The following is a 20,927-nucleotide window of genomic DNA, read 5'->3' on the forward strand; positions in this document are numbered from 1 at the left end:
ACCGCTGAGATTCCGCCACCCGAGCGCTGAGCAACCCGTGTTCGACCACCCGCAGCTCAGCGGTCGAGCCATTCCGGGCGGGAAGAGCCTCGTGGGACCAGAACGGTGCGGTAGTGGCCGGGGGTCGCGGACATCCGGACCTGGTCGGTGACGCCCTGGTAGTGGCCCAGCGGCGTCTCGGCGGTGAACGTCTCCGGGTCGAGGTAGGCGTGCCGGGCGTCGCTGCCCGCGGTGGCCGCCGCGTACTCCTTGTCGAACACGCCGAGGCTCAGGATCCAGAGCGCGGCGCGGGTCAGCGACACGTGCACCCGGTAGCTGCCGCCGTCGACGGCGCGGCGGGCCAGCGCCTCGGCCACCCCGGTCGCCATCAGCCAGGACACGATGTAGTCGTTGACCACCAGGATCGGCGGCAGCGCAGGCGTCTCCCCGTCGCCCTCCAGGTTCATCATGCCGGTGAGGCTGCCCGCGGTCTGGTCGAAGCCGACGCGCCCCGCCCACGGCCCGCGCTCGCCGTTGAGGGTGGTGGTGGCGTGGACGATGCCGGGCCGGGCCTCGGCGGCCTGCTCGGCGGAGAGCCCGATGGAGTCGAGGAAACCGGGCCTGCGGTTGGCGAAGAACACGTCCGCTCCGGCCAGCAGCTCCCGGATGCGCCGCGACCCGTCCGCGCCGTAGGGGTCGAGGGTCGCGGAGCGGGTGCCGACGTTCGCGGTCACGTAGGTGGTGTCGTGCTCCATCTCGCCGGGCCGCCACAGGTTCAGCACGTCGGCCCCGTGCAGGGCGAGGGCGCGCCCCACCCCGGCTCCGGCGATGACGTGGCCCATGCCGAGCGCGCGGATGCCGTCCAGCGGTGAGCCACCGCCGGTGAGCGGTTCCGGTTCGCTCTCGCCGATCTTGGTGATCTCGATCAGCGGCAGGTCGGCGAGGGCGTCGCGGTAGTGCGGTTCGGCGAGCAGTTCCTCGGTGCTGCGCAGCATCGGCAGCACGGTGCCCGCTTCGACGGCCGCGTTCTCCAGGTCGAGCGCGTTCCAGCCGGAGATCGCCTTCGCGACGGCCTGCGCGTCGTCCGGGACGCCCAGCAGCTTCTGCGCCGCGATCTTGATCTTCGGGTAGGGGTTGAGCGGCATCACCCAGCGGTCGTCGGCGGTGCGGTAGAAGGCGAAGCCGAGCGCGTTCGACGGGTTCGCCGCCGAGGCCGCCGGATAGCCGTTGACCAGCTCCCACCTGCGGTCGTAGAACGGGCACAGCCGGTGCGGCGCGGACCGCAGGTCCACTTCGATGTCCTGGCCCTCGCCGCCGCGCAGCCGCCACAGCTTCGCGATCGCCGCCGACTTCGCGGCCAGTGCGATCGCCGAACCCCCGCCGAGGCGCAGGGTGCTGGGCACCACCGGGTCCGCGCCGTGGAAGGTGATGGAGCCGCCGGTGTCCGCGGCGCTCATGCCGACGCCGCCGAGCACCTCCTCCAGCTCGCCCGCCGGATCGAACTCGTCCGAAGTGGACGGTTCGGCCACCGCCTTGGTGACGCGGTCAGTCAGCGACATGGTTCCCTCCTCTGTCCGGTAGCAGTTCCACCGGGATGAGCACGTGCTTGGCCCGCAGGTATTCGCCCACGGCCTTGCCTACCTGGTCGACGCGCAGGTTCGACGAGCCGCCGGTGCCGAGCAGTCCGCGCAGCACGAAGTGCACGGCCCGCAGCTCCGGAAACTCGTGGCGCACCACGTCCAGCCCGGCGCACTCGGGCAGCAGCTCGCGCAGCGCGGCGGTGGACAGGGTGTCCCGCAACCACGGCCACGCCCGGTCCTCGGCGACCCAGACGCCGACGTTGCTGTTGCCGCCCTTGTCGCCGCTGCGCGCGTGCGCGAGCGTCCCCAGCGGAGCCGACCGGGTCTCGCCGAGCTCGGGAGCGGCCGGTTCCGGATGGGCGGGTCGCGCGGGAGCGGGCTCGGTGCGGACGGGCGGCGCGACGTCCACTTCGGACCCGTCGGCGAGCACGACCCGGTGCGGCACCTCGGACATCGGCAGCAGCGCCGGCCAGTGGTCGATGCGCGGCCGCGGCGTCGAGGTGAGCCCGGCGGCGCCGTCGTGGAAGAAACCGGGCAGGCCCTGCAAGTACAGCGACCCGAGCCGCGCCGCCGCGTCGAACCGCTCCAGCGGTTCCCGCTCGGCCGCCGTCGCCATCACCCGCACCGGGACGGTCGCCGCCCACTGCGTCGCCGGATCGGCGGCGGGCGTGCCGAGCGGGGTGACGTCCAGCTCGGTGATGCCCTCGGGCAGGTCGCGGGCGAGCTGGGTGCGCAGCAGCTCGACCTTCGCGGCCACGTCCAGGCCGGTCACGAACGCGGTGTTCACCACCTGGTACCCGATCCCGCCGAACACGGCGACCTTCGTCGTCGGCGGCGGGGGAGAACCGGTGGCACCGGTGATCCGCACCCGGTCCGGGCCGTCCGGCGCCAGCGCGACCGCGTCGAGGTGCGTGGTGACGTCCGGGTTCAGGTAGGTCGGGCCCTGGATCTCGTAGACCAGCTGCGCGGTGACGGTGTCGGTGGTGACCGCGCCACCGTCGCGGGCGTGCTTGGTGATGGTGCTGGACCCGTCGGCGGCGACCTCGGCGATCGGGAACCCGGGCACCGCCATCCCGGGGATGCGGGTGAAGCCGGAGAAGTTGCCGCCGGTGGCGTGCGCGCCGCACTCGATGACGTGCCCGGCCAGCACCGCTCCGGCCAGCTCGTCCCAGTCCTCGCGGCCCCAGCCGTGCCACCAGGCGGCGGGGCCCGCGGTCAGCGAGGCGTCGGTGACCCTCCCGCACACCACCACGTCGGCCCCGGCGGCGAGCGCTTCGGCGATGCCCCACCCGCCGAGGTAGGCGTTCGCGGCCATCGGCGTCGCCGCCCACCCGGCCAGGTCCCGCCCGGTGTCCAGGTGTTCCAGCCGGTGCCCGGCCCGCTGCAGCTCCGGCAACCGGCCGAGCACGTCGTCGCCGGCCACGTGCGCGACCCGCAGGCCGGCGCCGTCGGCCGCGATCAGCTCGCGCAGCGCCGCGGCCAGCCCCGCCGGGTGGAAGCCGCCCGCGTTGGTGACGACCTTGGCGCCGCGTTCGGCGAGCACCCCCAGGTGCGGGCGCAGCTGGTCGAGGAAGTGCTCCACGTACCCGTGCGCCGGGTCGCGCCGGTAGCGCACCGACAGCGCGGCGAGGGTGATCTCCGCGAGGTAGTCACCGATCAGCACGTCCACCGGATCTCCGGCCAGCACCTCGGCCACTCCGGTGAACCGGTCCCCGAGGTAGCCGGAGAACCCGCCGATGCGGATCGCGCGTTCGGACATGGCAGTGCACCTCGCTGTTCGTCGGTTTTCACGCTACGACCGGTGCCGGGCCGCGGCTACGACCGTTCGGCGAAGGCCGCCGTGATCGCGCCGGTCACGCCGCCGGGTCAGCACGCCACGAGCCCGGCCGCCTGCGCCGCGGGTCCGGTCGGTCCCGGTCGGCGGCGAAGCCGCTGACCCCCCGCCGCTGAGCGGGCGAGCGGACTGGTGCGTCGGGACCGATCCCGCACCGGGAGGACCGCTGGGGTTCCGCCGTCCCAGTGCCGCGCGGCAGGAGCAGCGGGGCGTCAAGCGGTGAAGTGCGGGGACAGACCCGGGCGCGGCCACTCGGTCTCGTAGAGCACGCCCCGGCCCGAGGAGGTGATGTAGGCGGTGCGCAGGTCCGGCCCGCCGAAGCAGATGTTGGTGACCAGCGGGTCCGGCACAGGGACCGGCACCTGCTCGACGAGTTCGCCGTCCGGGCTGAGCACGCTGATCTCGCCGGTGTTCAGCGTCGCCACGCACACGTTGCCCGCCGAGTCCACCGCGAGCGAATCCAGCATCCGCGCCCCGGAGAACCCGTGCAGCAGCTCAGCACCGCGGCGCACCCGCCCCGGTCCCAGCACCTCCCAGCTCCACACCCGGCCGGACCCGGTTTCGGCGACGTGCACCCGATCTCCGTCCGGGGACAGGCCGACGCCGTTCGGCTGGTGCAGCGGGAACACCAGTTCCTCCACCCGGGAGCCGTCCGGCAGCGCGTAGTACAGCCCGCCCAGGTCCATCTCCCGCGCGCGGGTCTTGCCGAAGTCGGTGAAGTAGCAGCCGCCGTCGGCGTCGAACACGAGGTCGTTCGGCCCGCGCAGCGGGCGCCCGTCCACTTCGGTGCACACGTCGGTGACCTCGCCGTCGAGGGTGACGCGCTGCAGGCGCCCGCCCGAGTAGTCGTCGGGTTGGCCGCCGGGCACGCTCAGCCCGTCCCGGTCGTGCCAGCGGAACCCGCCGTTGTTGCACACGTACACCGCGCCGTCGGGGCCGACGGCCGCGCCGTTGGGTCCGCCGCCGCAGTCCGCGACGATCGAGATCGCGCCGTCCGGGCCCACCCGGGACAGCGTGCCGCGGCGGATCTCCACGACCAGCACGGAGCCGTCGGCGAGGGCGACGGGGCCTTCGGGGAACCGCAGGCCTTGAGCGATGGTGCGCAGTTCGGGCATGGGGCGGGACTCCTCTTCTCCTGGCGGCCGATCACCACGCTCCCAGACTCGCGCCAGGTCCTCGACCCCGATTGCGGAGGTTCCGCGGCGCTCCGCACGCCCGCCCCTGCTCACCGGCTCGGCCGGAACCCGGAGCCGACGCGAGGTCGTGCGCCGACGTCCTCGGCCCGCTGACCGATCCGCGCGCACAGGGCGGGGACCTGGCGGATGCGCTCCACGCGGTCGCGCCGTCGTTGCCCGGGTACGGCTGGAGCGACAAGCCGTCGACGACCGGGTGGGGCGTCACGCGCATCGCGCGGGCCTGGGAGCCGTTCATGGCGTCGCACCCGCGAATCCACTGTGGACGGCACGTGTCCGCCGCCGGAGGTGGCGTGGTGCCGCGGTGTTTCGCTGTGCGAAGCTGGTGGTTCGGACCACCGATCGCCCCGGCGGAACCCGGGAACGGTCGGATCGAACGGGCCACGCGCCCGAAACGTCGGAAGGTAGGCGTCGTGACCGAACAATCGCAGGCGTTCGTGCCGGAGTGGGTGCGCGTCGAGCCGGAGCGGGTGCTCGCCTTCGCCGAGGCCGCCGCGCACCCCGACGGCGGCTTCGCCTGGCTGGACTCCGCGGGCGCGCCGGTGCTGGATCGGCCGGTAGAGACCTGGATCACCTGTCGCACCACGCACGTGCTCGCCCTCGCCGTCGCGCAGGGCCGGGACGACCTGCGGCCGCGGGTCGAGCACGGGGTGGCCGCGCTGCGCGGACCGCTGCACGACGACGAGCACGGCGGCTGGTTCGCCTCGGCCACCGCCGCCGGGCCGGTCGCCGATCACAAGGGCGCCTACGAGCACGCGTTCGTGCTGCTCGCCGCCGCGAGCGCCGCCGCGATCGGCGCCGACGGCGGCCGGGAGCTGCTGGACGACGCGCTCGCGGTGCAGGACGCCCACTTCTGGGAGGACGAGCACGGCCTGGTCGCCGATTCCTGGAACCGCACCTGGACCGAGCTGGAGCCCTATCGCGGCGTCAACGCGAACATGCACACCGTGGAGGCGCTGCTGGCCGCCGCCGACGTCACCGGCGACCGCCGCTGGTCCGACCGCGCGGCCCGCATCGTCGAGAACGTGGTGCACGGCTTCGCCCGCGACGGCGGCTGGCGGCTGCCGGAGCACTTCGACCCGAGCTGGAACGTGCGGCTGGACTACAACCGGGACAAGCCCGCCGACCAGTTCCGCCCGTACGGGGTGACCATCGGCCACCTGCTGGAGTGGTCCCGGCTGGCCCTGCACGTGCGGCACGCGCTGGGGGAGGAGGCGCCCGCCTGGTTGCTCGACGACGCGCGGGAGCTGTTCACCACCGCCGTCCGCGACGGCTGGGACGTGGACGGGGCGGCGGGCTTCGTCTACACCACCGACTTCGACGGCGTCCCGGTGGTGCGCAACCGGCTGCACTGGGTGATCGCGGAGGCGCTGGCCACCGCGTGGGCGCTGCACCAGGCCACCGGCGACGAGGAGTACGCCCGCTGGTTCACCACCTGGGCCGAGCACGCCGAGCGCCACTTCGTGGACCGCGAGCTCGGGTCCTGGCGCCACGAGCTCGACGAGCACAACCGGCCGGCCGCCACGGTCTGGGAGGGCAAGCCCGACCTGTACCACGCCTACCAGGCGACGTTGCTGCCGCGGCTGCGGCCTGCAGCGTCGTTCATCGGCGCGCTGACCGGCTGATCGCCTGCTGAACGCCCTGCCCGTGCGGCAGGGCGTTCTCCTCGTCCGACGTTCTCTGCGCACCGAATGTGTTCAGGGTCGACTGAAATCAATCCGCGGACGAGCCGGTGTCGATCCGCGCCAAGCGGGTAGCCGGGAGGGGACAACGACGTCCACCCCGCTAATTGCCTGTCTCTGAACCCGCCCGGCGGGTCTTGTCGGTTTCCTGTCAGCGGCGGAGCCGCTAAGCAGCCGACCACCTGAGGCACCGGCACCGCCGCGGGTTCTCAGCGGCTTCCTCGCGAGGACAGCGATGTCGCCGTGTGTGGACACACATCAGACATCGATCCCGCAGCGAGGAAGCCGCTGAGGTTCCGCTACCCGAGCACTACGCAACAGAAGCAGCGAGACAGGCAGTAAGGAGGCGGCCGTGAAGATCGTTGCCGTCCTGTACCCCGGCCCCACCGAGCAGCACGCCGACCACTCCGGGCTGGAAATGCTCGGCAGCACCGAAGGCGCGCTGGGGCTGCGCGAGCAGCTCGAATCCGAAGGCCACGAGTACGTCGTGCTCAGCGATCGGGACGAGGCGCTGCGCGAGCACCTGCCCGACGCCGACGTGTTCATCACGACCCCGTTCTGGCCGACCTACCTCTCCGGCGACGACCTCCGCCGCGCGCCGCGGCTGAAGCTGGTGCTGACCGCGGGCGTCGGCTCCGACCACGTCGACTCGGACACCGCTGCCGAACTCGGCATCACCGTCGCCGAGGTCACCGGCAGCAACGTGGTCAGCGTCGCCGAGCACGCCGTGATGCAGCTGCTGACCCTGGTGCGCAACTACATCCCGGCCTACCAGCAGGTGGTCGACGGCCGCTGGGACATCGCCGACATCGCCGCCCGGTCGCACGACATCGAGGACAAGACCGTCGGCATCATCGGCATGGGCCAGATCGGGCAGCGGATCGCGTTGCGGCTCAAAGGATTCGACGTGCGGATGCTGTACAACACCCGGCACCGCCGCAGCAGCACCGAAGAAGCGGTGTTCGGCGCCCGGTTCAAGCACCTCGACGACCTGGTGGCGCAGTCGGACGCGATCGTGCTGTCCTGCCCGCTGACGTCCGAGACCAAGGGGATGTTCGGCGAGGAGCGGTTGCGCTCGATGCGGCCGGGCGCGTGGCTGGTGAACATCGCGCGCGGCCAGATCGTGGACACCGACGCGCTGGTGCGGGTGCTGGAGGACGGGCACCTCGGCGGCTACGCGGGCGACGTCTGGTACCCGCAGCCCGCCCCCGCCGACCACCCGTGGCGCAGCATGCCGGGGCACGCGCTGACCCCGCACGTCTCGGGCACCAGCCTCGAAGCGCAGCAGCGCTACGCGGCCGGCGTGCAGGACTCGGTGCGCCGGTTCCTCGCGGGCGAGCCCCTCCAGGACGACTACGTCGTCGCCTGAGCCCGTCGGGTGGACGGCCCGTCCGGAACGGGCCGTCCGCTCAGCGCGCTCGGCCGTGGCGCCAGCGGACGATCCGCTCCACCAGGCGCATCGTCCGGGCCGTGCGCTCGAAGCTCATCAGCGCCATGCCCGGGAGCGCGAACCGCTGCCGGGTCAGCGAGTGCGATCGGCTGAACTCCAGCAGGCCCTCCGCGCCGTGGATGCGGCCGAACCCGGAGGCGCCGACCCCGCCGAACGGCAGCGCCGCCACCGCCGCGAAGCCCAGCACCGCGTTCACCGAGGTCGCCCCGGCGCGGATCCGCCGCGCGATCTCCATGCCGCGCCCGCGGGAGAACACGGTTGCCGCCAGCCCGAACTCGGTGGCGTTGGCCAGCCGCACCGCCTCGTTGACCGACTCCACGGTGCGGACCGTGACCGTCGGGCCGAAGGTCTCCTCGCGGACGGCGGCGGAATCCTCGTCCGCGTCCACCAGCAGCACCGGATCCACGTACGGCGGGCGCACCGACTCCGCGCCGCCGACCCGGGCCGTGGCGCCGTGCGCGAGCGCGTCCGCGACGTGCCCGCGCACGATCTCCACCTGCGCGGGCACCGTCATCGGCCCGTAGTCCACCCCGGCCCGCACCCGGCGAGCGCGTAGGCGATGGAGCCGTTCGGGGTGAACAGCGGGTAGTTCCACGGCCCGATCACGCCGACCACGCCCAGCGGACGCTGCTCGACCCGCGCCGCGTGGTTGGCCATCAGCGCGCCGGGGGAGACCGACCGGGGACGCAGCACCGAGCGGGCGTGGCGCGCGGCCCAGCGGATGTGCTCCAGGGTGAGGGTGAGTTCGAGGAACACGTCGTCGCGGGGCTTGCCGTTCTCGGCGCGGACGAGCGCGGTGATCTCCTCGCGTGCCGGGTCAGGTGCGCGGCCCAGCGCAGCAGGCGGCGTTCCCGGTCGGCGAAGCCGAGGCCCGCCCACCAGGTCGAGGCCTCGCGGGCGCGGGCGACGGCGGCGGCGACCTGCTCGGAGCCGTCGACGTCGAACTCGGCGACCAGGCCGCCATCAGCGGGATCGGTGGACCGCAGCCGCGGTGTCGGGTCGGTCATGGTCGCTCACAGCCCGTAGGTCTTGCCGATGATGTCGCGCTGGATCTCGCTGGTGCCGCCGTACACGGTGGACACGACGGTGGAGCGCAGCAGCGCCTCCATCCCGTACTCGGTGGCGTAGCCGTAGCCGCCGAGCATCTGCATCCCTTCCAAGGACACGTGCTTGGCCAGCTCGGTGCACTTGAGCTTCGCCATCGACGCCTCGCGCGGAAAGGTGCGCTCCGGTGCCTCGTCGATCTGCCGCGCCACGTCGTCGACGAGCAGCCGGGCGCATTCCAGTTCCGTGGCCATGTCGGCGATCCGGTGCCGCAGCGCCTGGAAGGTGCCGATGGGGCGGCCGAACTGCTCCCGTTCCTTCACGTAGGCCACGGTGTCGTCGAACGCGCGGCGCGCGGTGCCGAGCATCAGCGCGGCGAGGATCATCCGCTCCAGGTTCAGCCCGGCCATCAGCTGCTTCCAGCCCTGGTCCACGGTGCCGACCACGGCGTCGTCGGGCAGGAAGCAGTCGGTGAAGTACAGGTCGTTGACCTCGCGCCCGCCCATGGTGTCGATGCCCTGGATCTGGAGGCCGGGGGTGCCGGTGGGCACCACGAACTGGGTCAGCCCCTCGTGCTTGGTGCCGCCGGACCCGGTGCGGGCGATGAGCAGCACGTGGTCGGCGAGGTGCGCGTTGGAGCACCACGTCTTCTGCCCGTTGACCACCCAGCCGCCGTCGCGCCGCTCGGCCTTGCAGGTGAGCGCGCCGACGTCGGATCCGGCGCCCGGCTCGGACATGGAGATCGCTTCGACCCGGCCGCGCACGACGCCTTCGAGGATCGTGCGCTTCTGCTCCGGCGTGCCGAACTTCGCGTAGGCGGCGGCGGAGATGATGGTGGTGGCGAAACCGCCGATGGGGGCGCGGCCGTAGGCGGTCTCCTCCAGGAACAGGCACAGGTCGGTCATGCCGAGCCCCGCGCCGCCGTGCTCCTCGGGGATGTGGACGCCCAGCCAGCCCAGATCGGCCATCTTGGCGTAGAGCTCCTGGTTGTGCAGGTGCGTCCCGCCGTCGGTGAGCTCGTCGCGCTGCTGCTTGCTGCCGCATTCGCGGCGGCAGAACTCGGAGATCGCCTGGACGAAGTCGCGTCGCTCGTCGCTGAGGACTCGGGGCATGGTCGTTTCCTTCCGGGATGGCCGGACGTGATCCCTCGGAGAGTGGTCGGCCGCGGCGGGCCGGACCTCCGGTGAACTGTAAATCCCGATTAACTTAGTGGCAAGGACGTGCCGATCCACCTGCTACGACGGGGAAAAACCAGCTTGCGGAGCAATGCGCGTGCGATTCACGGTTCACCCGAGCGGTCGCTCCGGTTGCGCCGGACGCGGTGCGGTCAGACGCGGTGCAGCACGTCCAGCGCGAGGTGCGCGGCCTGCTCCGGGGTGGCCGGCTGCGCGCTCGCCATCGCCAGGTCGTTGATCATGTTCAACGCGGCCTGCGCGGTCACCTGCGCGTGCTGGGCGTCCGGGCGCACCCGCTCGGCCACCAGCGTCCACTGCCGCACGTGGTCGCGCTGCGCCCGCCGCAGCTCGTGCCGGTCCCCGGTGGGCAGGTTCTTGTACTCCGAGAGGTAGACGGCGAGCAGGTCCCGGTTGCGGAACGCGAAGTCCACGTAGGCGGCGACCAGCCCGCGCCGCGCGGCCTCGGCGTCCGGGGCGTCGGCCACCGCCTGCCCGCACGCCGAGGTGAGCCGGTCGGCGGCCCGGTAGTACACCGCGGCCAGCAGGTCGGCCTTGCCGCTGAAGTGGCGGTACACGCTGGAAGCGTTGATGCCCGCCGCGGTGCCGATCTCCTCCATGCTCACCGCGTGGAAGCCGCGCCGCCGGAACAGCGGCACGGCCGCGGCCAGCAGCTTCTCCCGCCGCGCGGCCAGGTCGGGGACCCCGTTCCCGGCCGGTGCGGCCGAGGTGGGGGAGTCGGCGGGCGGATCGGCGGCCAGCAGCACCGCCGCGATCGAGCACAACCTCGCCTGGGCCACCTTGTCGCCGAGCGCGACGCGGTGCGTGGACCAGCCGGCGATGCCGCTGAGCGAAGCCGAGGCCAGCAGCCGTGCGGTGGCCGCGGGCAGTTCCGGGCGCACCGCGGCGAGCCGGTGCGCGAGGACCGAGATCAGGTCGCCCAGGCAGCGGGCCACGTGCCTGCGGTCCTCGTCGTCGAGGTGGCGCGCTTCCCACTGGTAGAGCCGGATGCTGCGGCGGCGGTGCACGACCAGTTCGGCGACCGCCCGCACGACCGCGTCCAGCTTGTCCCGGTCGCTGCCGGGTTCGGCGTCGGCCCGCCGCGCGCATTCGGTGAGCGCCGCGGCGAACTCGCGGGCCGCGTGGGCGAGGATGCCCTGCTTGTTGGGGAAGTGGCGGTAGATCGCCGGTCCGGTGATCCCGGCGGCGGAGGCGATCTCGCCGAGGCCGACGCCGTGGTAGCCGCGTTCGCTGAACAGCTCCGCGGCGATGGCGGAGATCTGCGCCCGCCGGTCGCCGGTGCGCCGCCGCGAGGTGCCGGTGCCGCGCGTGCCCGGAGATGCCATGAGTGATACCTCCGTTGCTCGCCGCACCGTCGCGCGCCGACTTTACACTTCGGCGCTCTCGGTGGCAGAGCTGGCGGTCGTGGCCTTGACGGTCTTCGACGACGGCACCTATGTTAATCATAATTCGCATCGCGCCCGGGTTGTCGACCCGCACGTGGAGGAGCCACCGCGCCCGGTGCGCCGACCCTTCCCCGGATCACCGTCGATCGTGGAGGCGCCCAGTGAACGACACCGCAGGCAGCAGGCGACCACCCGGCGCGACCCCGGTGCCCCGGCGTTCCGGGCGGGCGGCATGACCGCCGCGGTGCGCGTCCCGCAACCGCTGACCGGGGACGCGGCGTGGGAACTGGTCGAACGGGCCCAGCGCGGTGACCGGATCGCGTTCGGCAGGCTCTACGAGCGGTACCGCCCGCTGGTCAGCAACTTCCTGTGCGCGCGGATCCACGACTTCAGCACCGTCGAGGACCTCGTGCACGAGACGTTCGCGCGAGCGCTGCACAACATCCGCACCGTCCGGCGCGGCAGCGACGATCCGGGCGCGTGGTTCGTCACCATCGCCCGCCACCTGCTGCTGGATCACCTCAAGTCCGCGCGCAACCGCCGCGAGGTCGTCACCGCCGACTTCGACCCGGACCGGCGCAGCGCCGACGCGCTGGAGGACCTGGTGCTGGACCGGTTGATGGCCGACCGGCTGTGGTCCCGAGCCGGTGACCTCAGCGACGACCAGCACCGCTGCCTGGTGCTGCGGTTCGCGCTGGGCCTGACCGTGGAGCAGACCGCCAGCCGGATGGGGCGCGATGGCGGCGCGGTGCGCGCCCTGCAGTACCGGGCGGTCCGGCGGCTCGGCGCGCTGCTGCGCGAGGACTGCTGGGAGCACGTCCCGCATCCCCGGTGACCGCATCGCCCCCGGCTCGCTTCCGGCCGGACCGGGAGGCCGCGGCGGTGCTCCGCGGAGATCCGGCGTCCTTCGAACCGGCCCGGTGCCATGCGCATGCTCGATGTGCTCCGCCATCGGCGGGGTGGCCTGCCGCGGCGCGCAGGAACCCGCCGACGACCGGTGCGCTGGACGGCGCGCAGCAGGATCGACGTGCCGGCGCCTCCCGGTCGTCGGCTGCGGCGACAGCGCGCTCGCCCGGTCGGCCCCCGGCCGGCGTCGGCCGGGAACCCGCCGGGCGGGCCCGCAACGCGGTGGCGGCCGCCGTCGAACACCTCGACGGCGGCCGCACCGAACCGCGTCCCTCAGCGGCCGCGCCGCGCCCGCGTTCGACGACGACGGCACCGGCGGGCCGGGTGGCTCAGCCGTGCAGCGCCCGGTCCGGAACGCCGAACCGCTCGGAGGCGCTCAGCTCCTGGTGCCAGTGCGGGTAGATCAGGTACGGCTTGCTGATCTCGTCGAGCTTCCGGAACTCGTCGTCGCTGAGCCGCACCTCGGTCGCCCCGAGGTTGTCCCGCAGCTGCTCGTCCTTGCGGGCGCCGATGACCAGCGAGGTGACCCCCGGCTTGCGCAGCAGGTAGGCCAGCGAGATCTGCGCCGGGGACACCCCGTGCGAGGAGGCGATGTCCACCACTTCCTCGATGGTGTCGTAGAGCTTCTCGGCGTCGCGCACCGGTGGCTCGTTCCAGTCCTCCTCCAGGTGCCTGCCGTCGGCGGCCTGCTGGCCGCGCCGGTACTTGCCGGACAGCAGCCCGCCGGCCAACGGGCTCCACACCAGCACGCCCAGGCCCTGGTCGATCGAGGCCGGGATCAGCTCGTACTCGGCGTCGCGGCTCTCCAGCGAGTAGTAGATCTGGTTCGCCACGAACCGCTGGTAGCCGAGCCGGTCCGCCAGGCCCAGCGCCTTGAGCAGCTGCCAGCCCGCGTAGTTGGACACCCCCAGGTAGCGGACCTTGCCGGAGCGGACCAGCGTGTCCAGCGCTTCGAGGGTCTCCTCCAGCGGCGTCTGCCCGTCCCACTCGTGCACGTGGTAGAGGTCGATGTGGTCGGTGTCGAGCCGGCGCAGGCTGGCCTCCGCCTGCGAGATGATGTGGTGCCGGGAGAGCCCGGCGTCGTTCGGGCCGTCGCCCATGACCATCCGGACCTTCGTGGAGATCAGCACGTCGTCGCGCTTGTCCGCGATGGCCTTGCCGACGATCTGCTCGGCGACGCCGGTCGAGTACATGTTCGCCGTGTCGATCAGGTTGACCCCGGCGTCGAGGCACATGTCGATCTGCCGCTTGGCGCCGTCGACGTCCACGTTGCCGAGCTTGGCGAAGTTGCCCTCGCCGCCGTACGTCATCGTGCCCAAGGTCAGCGTCGAGACACGCAGTCCGGATCGTCCCAGCTGGCGGTACTCCACTGTTGTTCCTCCTGTCGGCGTGCGCGGCGGACCGGTCGCGGTCCCCAGGATCAACGATCAGCGGAAGGGTGTTGTTCCCGGTCCCGACCGCGACCGGACGCGTTCACCCTTCCCGGTGGAGCGCCAGGTGCTCGTGGTGGACTACGCCGTCCCGGACGTCACCGGTCGCGGTGAACCCGGTGTCGTCGACGTCGTCGAGGTGACTCCCGGTGACGGTGCGGCCGCCGGTGCGGGCGGGGCCTCGTCGTAGCGCCCGTCGGCCCGCGGCTCCTGGCGGAGGTGGCCCGTCGGCGGTCACCCACGTGCCGGCCACGCCCACCGGCCGTCCTGTTCGGGCTCCCGATCGCGTTCGTGCCGAGCCGAGCAGGCGGGCCGGGCGGTAGGTGGCGGGGAGGCGGCGCGGCCCCCGGGTTCCTTGCGCCCGCCACCAGTTGAGTACACAGTGGACTGAGTCCGGTAACGCGAATTCCCTTCACCACACGAAGGTGTTCCTCCGTCCTGCGTGGCGACCGGTGCCGGTCCTAGTCTTGCCGGACCACCCAGGTCGCAGGCGGGTGAGGGGGCCATTGTGGACATGTCACGGGCTCGTGGACGACCTGCCCACGAGCGCACCACCGCGCGGGTACCGGACTTCGCGGCGCAGCTGCCCGACAGCGCGGCCGTGCTCGCGCGGGCCGACGGCGAGAACTTCCCCGTCGCGGCGCGAGTGCTGCCGCGGGGCCCGCGCACCCACCTGATGGCGCTCTACGGCTACTTCCGGCTCGTCGACTACGCCGGGGACGACGCGCCCGGCAACCGCGAAGTCCTGCTCGACCACCTCGAAACCGACCTCGGCCACGCCTACCGCGGCACCCCGCGGCTCCCGCTGCTCAAAGCGCTCGCACCCACCATCCGCGCCTGCGGCCTGCCGCAGGAGGTGCTGGTGCGGCTGATCGACGCGAACCGGCGCGACCAGCACGTGCACCGCTACCGCACCTTCACCGAGCTCGTCGACTACTGCGCGCTCTCGGCGAACCCCGTCGGCGAATCCGTGCTGCACGTCTTCGGCTGCGCCCGTCCCGACCTGGTCGCCCTCTCCGACCGCATCTGCACCGCGCTGCAGATCCTGGAGCACTGCCAGGACGTGCTCGAAGACCACCGCGCGGGCCGCGTCTACCTGCCCGAAGCGGACCTGCGCCACTACGGCTGCGCGCCCGAGGAACTGGAATCGGGCCCGGTCCCCGCGCACTGGCGGGCGCTGCTGCGCTTCCAGGTCGTGCGCGCGCACCGGATGCTCGAATCCGGCGCGCCCCTGGTCGGCAAGCTGCCGATGCCCGCCCGGCTCGCCGTCGCCGGGTACGTGGCGGGCGGACGCGCCACCGTCCACGCGTTCACCGCCGCCCGGTTCGACCCGATCAGCGGCGACGTGACCCCCGCCCGCGCCCGCACCGCCGCCGAATCGGTGCGCTTGCTGCTGTCAGGAGGTACCTGGTGACCACCTCGGTTCCGGAGGCGTACCGGGAGTGCGAGCGGATCACCCGCGAACGCGCGCGCAACTTCTCCTACGGGATCAGGTTGCTGCCGGGGCCGAAGCGGCGGGCGCTGTCCGCGGTGTACGCGTTCGCCCGCCGCGTCGACGACATCGGCGACGGCGAGCTGCCCGCCGCCGAGAAGCTGCGGCTGCTGGCCGAAGCCCGCACCGCGCTGCACCACGCGAGCCCGCGGTCCGCGGACCCGGTGCTGGTGGCGCTGGCCGACGCCGAATCGCGGCTGGCACTGCCGATGTCCGCGTTCGACGAGCTCATCGACGGCTGCGAAGCGGACGTGCGCGGCACCAAGTACCTGACCTTCGAGGACCTGCTGCACTACTGCCGCTGCGTCGCCGGATCGATCGGCAGGCTCTCGCTCGGGGTGTTCGGCACCACCGACCGGGCCGTGGCCGAACGCCGCGCCGATTCCCTCGGCGTCGCGCTGCAGCTCACCAACATCCTGCGCGACGTGCGCGAGGACCACGGCAACGCGCGCGTCTACCTGCCCGCGGAGGACCTGCAGCGCTTCGGCGTGCACCTCGCCCCCGGCGAACCCGGCCCGGTCGCGAGCGACGCCGACGGGCTCGCCCGGCTCGTGCGGTTCGAGGTCGCCCGCGCCGAGCAGTGGTACCGGGAGGGCTTCGGGCTGCTGCCGATGCTCGACCGCCGCAGCCGGGCCTGCTGCGCGTCCATGTCCGGGATCTACCACGAGGTGCTGCAGGCCATCGCCGCCGCGCCTTCGCGGGCGATGCGGCGGCGCACCTCGCTGCCCGCCTGGCGCAAGGCCGGCGTGGCGGCCCGCTCGGTGGCGGGGATGGCGCCGTGAACCGCGCCGTGCTCGTCGTCGGCGGCGGCCTCGCCGGGCTCACCGCGGCGCTGCGCTGCGCCGACCAGGGCTTCGAGGTGACGTTGCTGGAGGCGCGGCCCCGGCTCGGCGGCGCCGCGGGATCGTTCCGCCGCGGCGACCTCGACGTCGACACCGGGCAGCACGTGATCCTGCGCTGCTACACCGCCTACCGCGCGCTGCTGCGCCGGTTCGGCGCCGCCGACGGGATCCACGTGCAGCCGAAGCTGCGGATCCCGGTGCTGCGACCCGACGCGCCGCCGAGCGTGCTGCGGCGCTGGCAGGCGCCCGCCCCGCTGCACCTGGCACCCGCGCTGCTCGGCTACCGGGCCCTGGCGCCCGCCGAACGGCTCGGCGCCGCGCGGACCGCGCTCGCGCTGCGCGCGCTGGACCCGGCCGACCCGGAGCTCGACGAGCACAGCTTCGGGGACTGGCTGCGCTCCCGCGGCGAATCGGCGCGAGCCGTGGACGCGCTGTGGGGGCTGCTGTCGGTGGCCGCGCTCAACGCCCAGCCCGACCGCTCCTCGCTGGCGCTGGCGGTGAAGGTGTTCCGCACCGGCGTGCTCGACGGCACCGATTCCGCCGACATCGGCATCCCGCGCCGCCCGCTCGGCGCGCTGCACGACACCGCGGCGCACCGGGCGCTGCACGCCGCCGGGGTGCGGGTCCTGCTGCGCACCAAGGCGGTCGGGCTGCGCCGGGACGCGCTCGGCTGGCGCGTGCCCGTGCGCGGGCGCGGCGGTGAGGACGTGCTCAACGCCGACTCCGTGGTCGTGGCCGTGCCGCACCAGCACGCCACCGCGCTGCTGACCGGGCTGCCGCTGCCCGCGGTGCCGCGCTGGTCCGGGCTCTCGGCGGCGCCCATCGTCAACGTGCACGTGCACTACGACCGGGCGGTGCTGGCCGAGCCGATGGCCGCGGTGCTCGACTCGCCGGTGCAGTGGCTGTTCGACCGGACCGCGATCGCGGGCGCGCGGCACGGCCAGTACCTGGCCCTCTCATTGTCCGCCGCGCAGGACCTGCTCGACCGGCGCACCGACGAGCTGCGCGAGCTGTTCCTGCCCGCCCTGCGGGATCTGCTGCCCGCGGCCCGGCAGGCCCGCGTCGACGACTTCTTCGTCACCCGCGAACCGCGCGCGACCTTCGACCAGGCCCCCGGCACGCGGGCGATGCGTCCCGCGGCGGACACCGGGCTCACCGGGCTGGTGCTCGCAGGCGCGTGGACCGCCACCGGCTGGCCCGACACCCTCGAAGGCGCTGTGCGCAGCGGAGAACGGGCCGCGCGCGTCGTGCGAGCGGCCACCGGCGACGCCCGGCAGGCGGGCGTGGAGGTGTCCCGATGACCATTGCCGTCCCCAGCGCGCTGACCACCTCGCGACGGCAGGTGGAGCCCGCACTCCGGGCCGCGGTCGGCGAGCTCGACGAGCACACCCGGCTGGTCTGCGAGTACCACTTCGGCTGGGTGCACGCCGACGGCAGCCCCGACGGGCGCACCGGCAAGGCGCTGCGGCCCGCGCTGGTGCTGCTCGCCGCTGCCGCCGCCGTCGACGACGCCCCCGCGCCGTTCCGGGAAGCGGCCGCGGTGGAACTGGTGCACAACTTCTCGCTGCTGCACGACGACCTGATGGACGACGACACCTCCCGGCGGCACCGGCCCACCGCGTGGACGGTGTTCGGCAGGCCCGCCGCGCTGCTGGCCGGGGACGCGCTGCTCGCGCTCGGCACCAGCGTGCTCGTCGACCCGCCCGCCCCGCACGCCGCCGACGCGGTGCGGATGCTCGGCTCGGCGACCGGGCGGCTCATCGTCGGGCAGGCCGCCGACCTCGACTTCGAGCGGCGGCACGACGTGGGGCTCGGCGAGTGCCTGCGGATGGTCGAGGGCAAGACCGCGGCGCTGCTCGGGTGCGCCTGCGGGCTCGGCGCGCTGGCCGCGGGCGCGGATCCGGCCGTCGTGTCGCGGCTGCGGACCTTCGGCGAGGAGCTGGGGATGGCCTTCCAGCTCGTCGACGACCTGCTCGGCCTGTGGGGAGACCCGGCGACCACCGGGAAACCGGTGCTCTCCGACGTGCGGGCGCGGAAGAAGACGGCGCCCGTCGTGCACGCCCTCACCTCCGGGACCGCGGCGGGAGAGCGGCTGCACCGGCTCTACCAGGACCCCGAGCAGCTCGTCGGCGACCGCGCCGAACTCGCCGCCGACCTGGTGCGCCAGGCCGGTTCGAAGGAGTGGGCCGAGAACGAATGCGAACGCAGGCTGACCGCCGCGCTCGCGCAACTGCCCACCGGCGGCCGGACCGGCCCCGCGGTGGACGCCCTGACCGAACTCGCGGAATTCATCGTGCGGAGGCAATGGTGACCGAACAGCTGACCCGATCCGGGACCGAGGAGCAGACCCTGCCGGACCTGCCGCTGGGCAGCGGTGTCCGCGCGCACGCGGCGCTGCTGTCGGCCCAGGAGCACCTGCTGTCCCTGCAGGACACCGACGGCTGGTGGAAGGGGGAGTTGCAGACCAACGTCACCATGGACGCCGAAGACCTGCTGATGCGCCAGTTCCTCGGCATCCGCACCCCCGCCGAGACCGAGCGCGGCGCGCGCTGGATCCGCTCCCAGCAGCGGGAGGACGGCACCTGGGCGACCTACTTCGGCGGCCCCGGGGACCTGTCCACCACCGTCGAGGCCTACACCGCGCTCAAGCTCGCGGGCGACGACCCCGAGGCCGAGCACATGGCGGCGGCCCGCTCCTGGATCCTCGCCCGCGGCGGCATCGAGGAGACCCGGGTGTTCACCCGGATCTGGCTGGCGCTGTTCGGGGAGTGGTCCTGGGACGAGCTGCCCGCGATGCCGCCGGAAGTGGTGCTGCTGGGCAAGTCGGTGCCGCTGAACCTGGCGGACTGGGCGTGCTGGGCCCGGCAGACCGTGGTGCCGCTGACCGTCGTGTGCACGCTGCGGCCGAGCCGCGACCTGGGCGTGGGCGTCGGAGAACTGCGCACCGGACGGGTCCCGCAGCGCTCCACCGGCGCGTGGGACCGGGCGTTCCACGCGCTCGACGCGGTCCTGCACCGCTACCAGCGCCGTCCGCTGCGGTCGCTGCGGGAACTGGCGATGCGCCGGGCCGCGGAGTGGATCATCGCGCGGCAGGAGGCCGACGGGTCCTGGGGCGGCATCCAGCCGCCGTGGGTGTACTCGCTGCTGGCGCTGCACCTGCTCGGCTACCCGCTGGAGCACCCCGTGTTGCGGGAGGGCATCGCCGGGCTCGACGGGTTCACCGTCCACGAGCAGACGGCGGACGGGCCGGTGCGCAGGCTGGAGGCGTGCCAGTCGCCGGTGTGGGACACCGTGCTGACCGTGCAGGCGCTGCGCGACTCCGGGCTGCCCGCCGACCACCCGGCGCTGCGCTGCGCTGCGGACTACCTGCTCGACGAGGAGGTGCGGGTGACCGGTGACTGGGCGGTGCGCAGGCCGAACCTGGCGCCCGGCGGGTGGGCCTTCGAGTTCGAGAACGACGGGTACCCCGACACCGACGACACCGCCGTCGCGCTGCTGGCGCTCAACCGGATCCAGCACACGAAGCCGGCCGAGGTCCGCCGCGCCATCGACCGCGGGGTGCACTGGCTGCGCGGCATGCAGTCCCGCGACGGCGGCTGGGGCGCGTTCGACGCGGACAACACCCGCAAGCTCGTCACCCGGCTCCCGTTCTGCGACTTCGGCGAGGTCATCGACCCGCCGTCGGCGGACGTCACCGCCCACGTGGTGGAGGCGCTGTCCGCGGTCGGGCACCGCGACGACCCGGCGGTGCGCGCCGGGGTCCGCTGGCTGCTGGAGAACCAGGAGTCCGGCGGTTCCTGGTTCGGCCGCTGGGGCGCCAACCACGTCTACGGCACCGGAGCGGTGGTGCCCGCGCTGGTCGAGGCCGGGGTGCCCGCGAACCACCCGTCGCTGCGGCGTGCGGCGCGCTGGCTGGAGCAGCACCAGAACGCCGACGGCGGCTGGGGCGAGGACATGCGCTCCTACACCGACGAGCGCTGGATCGGCGTCGGCACCTCCACCGCCTCGCAGACCGGGTGGGCGCTGATGGCGCTGCTCGCGCTGGGCAGGCACACCACCGAGGCGGTGCGCAACGGGGTCGAGCACCTGGCGGCCACCCAGCGCGCGGACGGAACCTGGGACGAGCCGCACTACACCGGCACCGGGTTCCCCGGCGACTTCTCGATCAACTACCACCTGTACCGGCTGATCTTCCCGCTCACCGCGCTCGGCCGGTACGAGCGCGCGGTCGCCGAGCGGTGATCGGGGCGCGGCGGTGAGCGCGGCGGCGCGACGGCGGACCGGTGGTGCAGCCACCGGTTCCCGGGTGCTGCTGTGCGCGCCGCTGCGCTGCGAGGCGGTCGCGCTGCGCGGCGCGACCGGTTCACCGGTGCTGCGCACCGGGCTCGGGCCGTGGCGCAGCGCGCGCCGTGTCGCCGGGGTTCCGCTCGGTCCCGAGGACGCGCCGGTCCTGCTCGGCCTGGGCGGGGGAGTGGGGGACACCGGTCCCGGCGCGGTCGTGGTCGCCGACGAGGTCCGCGACGAGGCGGGCAGCGTGCGGCTGCCCGGGGCGGCCGGGCTGGCCGAGCTCCTCCGCGGCGCCGGGTTCCCGGTGCTGGTCGGTCCCGTCGCCAGCACGGACCACCTTGTCGGCGGCGGCGAGCGCGCCGCGCTGGCCACCACGGGCGTGGTGGCGGTGGACATGGAATCGGCCGCGGTGGCGCGCTCGGCGGGGGACCGGTTGTGCGCCGTGGTGCGGGTCGTCGTCGACACCGCGCGGACCCCGCTGCTGCACCCGCGCACCGCCGACCGGGGGCTGCGCGCCCTGCTGCGGCTGCGGCGGCTCGCTCCCGCGGTGACCGCGTGGGCCGCCTCGTCGCGGCGATGTCGGCCCGCGGCGACCGACCACCCGCGGTGACGACCCGCCGTCCCGACCCC

16 protein-coding genes and 3 pseudogenes are annotated in these 20,927 nt (G+C 73.7%); 10 read left to right on the plus strand and 9 right to left on the minus strand.

The genetic code is table 11. The features are described 5' to 3' along the window. Positions 1-56 precede the first annotated feature (56 nt). The 3 genes from H1226_RS12200 to H1226_RS12210 all read right to left on the minus strand — a co-directional run bounded on the left by H1226_RS12200 (position 57) and on the right by H1226_RS12210 (position 4,508). Complete coding sequence (locus tag H1226_RS12200; protein WP_258349106.1) at positions 57-1,538, minus strand: CoA transferase; 1,482 nt, start codon at positions 1,536-1,538, stop codon at positions 57-59. Further along, on the minus strand, positions 1,525-3,318 hold the full coding sequence (locus H1226_RS12205; protein ID WP_258349107.1) for an acyclic terpene utilization AtuA family protein: 1,794 nt from the start codon (positions 3,316-3,318) through the stop codon (positions 1,525-1,527). Before H1226_RS12205 ends, H1226_RS12200 begins: the two co-directional genes overlap by 14 nt. Positions 3,319-3,605: 287 nt before the next feature. Then, positions 3,606-4,508: an SMP-30/gluconolactonase/LRE family protein gene (locus H1226_RS12210; RefSeq protein WP_258349108.1), complete on the minus strand. Its 903-nt coding sequence runs from the start codon at positions 4,506-4,508 to the stop codon at positions 3,606-3,608. 155 nt (positions 4,509-4,663) lie between these two features. Here H1226_RS12210 and H1226_RS28415 point away from each other — a divergent pair. The 3 genes and pseudogenes from H1226_RS28415 to H1226_RS12225 form a co-directional block, all read left to right on the plus strand. After that, a pseudogene (locus H1226_RS28415) lies at positions 4,664-4,831 on the plus strand (epoxide hydrolase); the annotation flags it as partial. 168 nt (positions 4,832-4,999) lie between these two features. Next, positions 5,000-6,211: an AGE family epimerase/isomerase gene (locus tag H1226_RS12220; protein ID WP_258349399.1), complete on the plus strand. Its 1,212-nt coding sequence runs from the start codon at positions 5,000-5,002 to the stop codon at positions 6,209-6,211. A 409-nt stretch (positions 6,212-6,620) separates the two neighbouring features. After that, positions 6,621-7,637: an NAD-dependent formate dehydrogenase gene (locus H1226_RS12225; RefSeq protein WP_258349109.1), complete on the plus strand. Its 1,017-nt coding sequence runs from the start codon at positions 6,621-6,623 to the stop codon at positions 7,635-7,637. 40 nt (positions 7,638-7,677) lie between these two features. Here H1226_RS12225 and H1226_RS28430 read toward each other — a convergent pair whose 3' ends face one another. From H1226_RS28430 to H1226_RS12240, 4 genes and pseudogenes are all read right to left on the minus strand, one after another. Continuing rightward, positions 7,678-8,259 carry an aldehyde dehydrogenase family protein gene (locus H1226_RS28430; RefSeq protein WP_309148809.1) on the minus strand — a complete coding sequence of 194 codons (582 nt, stop codon included), beginning with the start codon at positions 8,257-8,259 and terminating at the stop codon, positions 7,678-7,680. Continuing rightward, positions 8,229-8,725, minus strand: a pseudogene (locus tag H1226_RS28435) (aldehyde dehydrogenase family protein). Before H1226_RS28435 ends, H1226_RS28430 begins: the two are co-directional and overlap by 31 nt. 6 nt (positions 8,726-8,731) lie before the next feature. After that, positions 8,732-9,874 (minus strand): acyl-CoA dehydrogenase family protein, encoded by a 1,143-nt coding sequence (locus tag H1226_RS12235; RefSeq protein ID WP_224956733.1) that lies wholly within the window; start codon positions 9,872-9,874, stop codon positions 8,732-8,734. 215 nt (positions 9,875-10,089) lie between these two features. Continuing rightward, entirely contained in the window at positions 10,090-11,280 is a 1,191-nt protein-coding gene (locus H1226_RS12240) for a TetR/AcrR family transcriptional regulator (RefSeq protein ID WP_258349110.1), read from the minus strand. Between H1226_RS12240 and H1226_RS12245 the strand changes: the two genes are divergently transcribed. After that, positions 11,279-12,175, plus strand: coding sequence for an RNA polymerase sigma factor (locus H1226_RS12245; protein ID WP_258349111.1), 897 nt, complete (start codon positions 11,279-11,281; stop codon positions 12,173-12,175). The two genes, H1226_RS12240 and H1226_RS12245, sit on opposite strands and share 2 nt — an antisense overlap. A gap of 400 nt (positions 12,176-12,575) precedes the next feature. On the opposite strand, the gene H1226_RS12250 is transcribed toward H1226_RS12245, so the two are convergent. Together H1226_RS12250 and H1226_RS12255 are read right to left on the minus strand one after the other, a co-directional pair. After that, positions 12,576-13,616 (minus strand): aldo/keto reductase, encoded by a 1,041-nt coding sequence (locus tag H1226_RS12250; protein WP_258349112.1) that lies wholly within the window; start codon positions 13,614-13,616, stop codon positions 12,576-12,578. Positions 13,617-13,719: 103 nt separating this feature from the next. Then, positions 13,720-13,929, minus strand: a pseudogene (locus tag H1226_RS12255) (Atu4866 domain-containing protein). A 261-nt stretch (positions 13,930-14,190) separates the two neighbouring features. On the opposite strand from H1226_RS12255, the gene hpnC reads away from it, so the two are divergent. Genes hpnC through H1226_RS12285 form a run of 6 tightly spaced genes read left to right on the plus strand, consistent with a single transcriptional unit; the run spans position 14,191 to position 20,907 of the window. Continuing rightward, complete coding sequence (gene hpnC / locus H1226_RS12260) at positions 14,191-15,090, plus strand: squalene synthase HpnC (RefSeq protein WP_258349113.1); 900 nt, start codon at positions 14,191-14,193, stop codon at positions 15,088-15,090. Beyond that, positions 15,087-15,950 carry a presqualene diphosphate synthase HpnD gene (gene hpnD, locus H1226_RS12265; protein ID WP_258349114.1) on the plus strand — a complete coding sequence of 288 codons (864 nt, stop codon included), beginning with the start codon at positions 15,087-15,089 and terminating at the stop codon, positions 15,948-15,950. The genes hpnC and hpnD overlap by 4 nt, the downstream gene beginning before the upstream one ends. Continuing rightward, entirely contained in the window at positions 15,947-17,311 is a 1,365-nt protein-coding gene (hpnE, locus tag H1226_RS12270) for a hydroxysqualene dehydroxylase HpnE (RefSeq protein ID WP_258349115.1), read from the plus strand. Before hpnD ends, hpnE begins: the two co-directional genes overlap by 4 nt. Continuing rightward, positions 17,308-18,321 carry a polyprenyl synthetase family protein gene (locus H1226_RS12275; RefSeq protein ID WP_258349116.1) on the plus strand — a complete coding sequence of 338 codons (1,014 nt, stop codon included), beginning with the start codon at positions 17,308-17,310 and terminating at the stop codon, positions 18,319-18,321. The genes hpnE and H1226_RS12275 overlap by 4 nt, the downstream gene beginning before the upstream one ends. After that, entirely contained in the window at positions 18,315-20,252 is a 1,938-nt protein-coding gene (shc, locus tag H1226_RS12280) for a squalene--hopene cyclase (RefSeq protein ID WP_258349117.1), read from the plus strand. Before H1226_RS12275 ends, shc begins: the two co-directional genes overlap by 7 nt. 13 nt (positions 20,253-20,265) lie before the next feature. Beyond that, on the plus strand, positions 20,266-20,907 hold the full coding sequence (locus H1226_RS12285) for a nucleoside phosphorylase-I family protein (RefSeq protein ID WP_258349118.1): 642 nt from the start codon (positions 20,266-20,268) through the stop codon (positions 20,905-20,907). Positions 20,908-20,927: the final 20 nt, after the last annotated feature.

This window comes from Saccharopolyspora gregorii, from assembly GCF_024734405.1.
Taxonomy (GTDB): Bacteria; Actinomycetota; Actinomycetes; order Mycobacteriales; family Pseudonocardiaceae; genus Saccharopolyspora_C; species Saccharopolyspora_C gregorii.

What these genes read in the sequence shown, in the direction of transcription:
- H1226_RS12200 (WP_258349106.1), bottom strand. Translation starts at nt 1,538, where the DNA reads ATGTCGCTGACTGACCGCGTCACCAAGGCGGTGGCCGAACCGTCCACT.
- H1226_RS12205 (WP_258349107.1), bottom strand. Translation starts at nt 3,318, where the DNA reads ATGTCCGAACGCGCGATCCGCATCGGCGGGTTCTCCGGCTACCTCGGG.
- H1226_RS12210 (WP_258349108.1), bottom strand. Translation starts at nt 4,508, where the DNA reads ATGCCCGAACTGCGCACCATCGCTCAAGGCCTGCGGTTCCCCGAAGGC.
- H1226_RS12235 (WP_224956733.1), bottom strand. Translation starts at nt 9,874, where the DNA reads ATGCCCCGAGTCCTCAGCGACGAGCGACGCGACTTCGTCCAGGCGATC.
- H1226_RS12245 (WP_258349111.1), top strand. Translation starts at nt 11,279, where the DNA reads ATGAGTGATACCTCCGTTGCTCGCCGCACCGTCGCGCGCCGACTTTAC.
- H1226_RS12240 (WP_258349110.1), bottom strand. Translation starts at nt 11,280, where the DNA reads ATGGCATCTCCGGGCACGCGCGGCACCGGCACCTCGCGGCGGCGCACC.
- hpnC (WP_258349113.1), top strand. Translation starts at nt 14,191, where the DNA reads ATGTCACGGGCTCGTGGACGACCTGCCCACGAGCGCACCACCGCGCGG.
- H1226_RS12275 (WP_258349116.1), top strand. Translation starts at nt 17,308, where the DNA reads ATGACCATTGCCGTCCCCAGCGCGCTGACCACCTCGCGACGGCAGGTG.
- shc (WP_258349117.1), top strand. Translation starts at nt 18,315, where the DNA reads ATGGTGACCGAACAGCTGACCCGATCCGGGACCGAGGAGCAGACCCTG.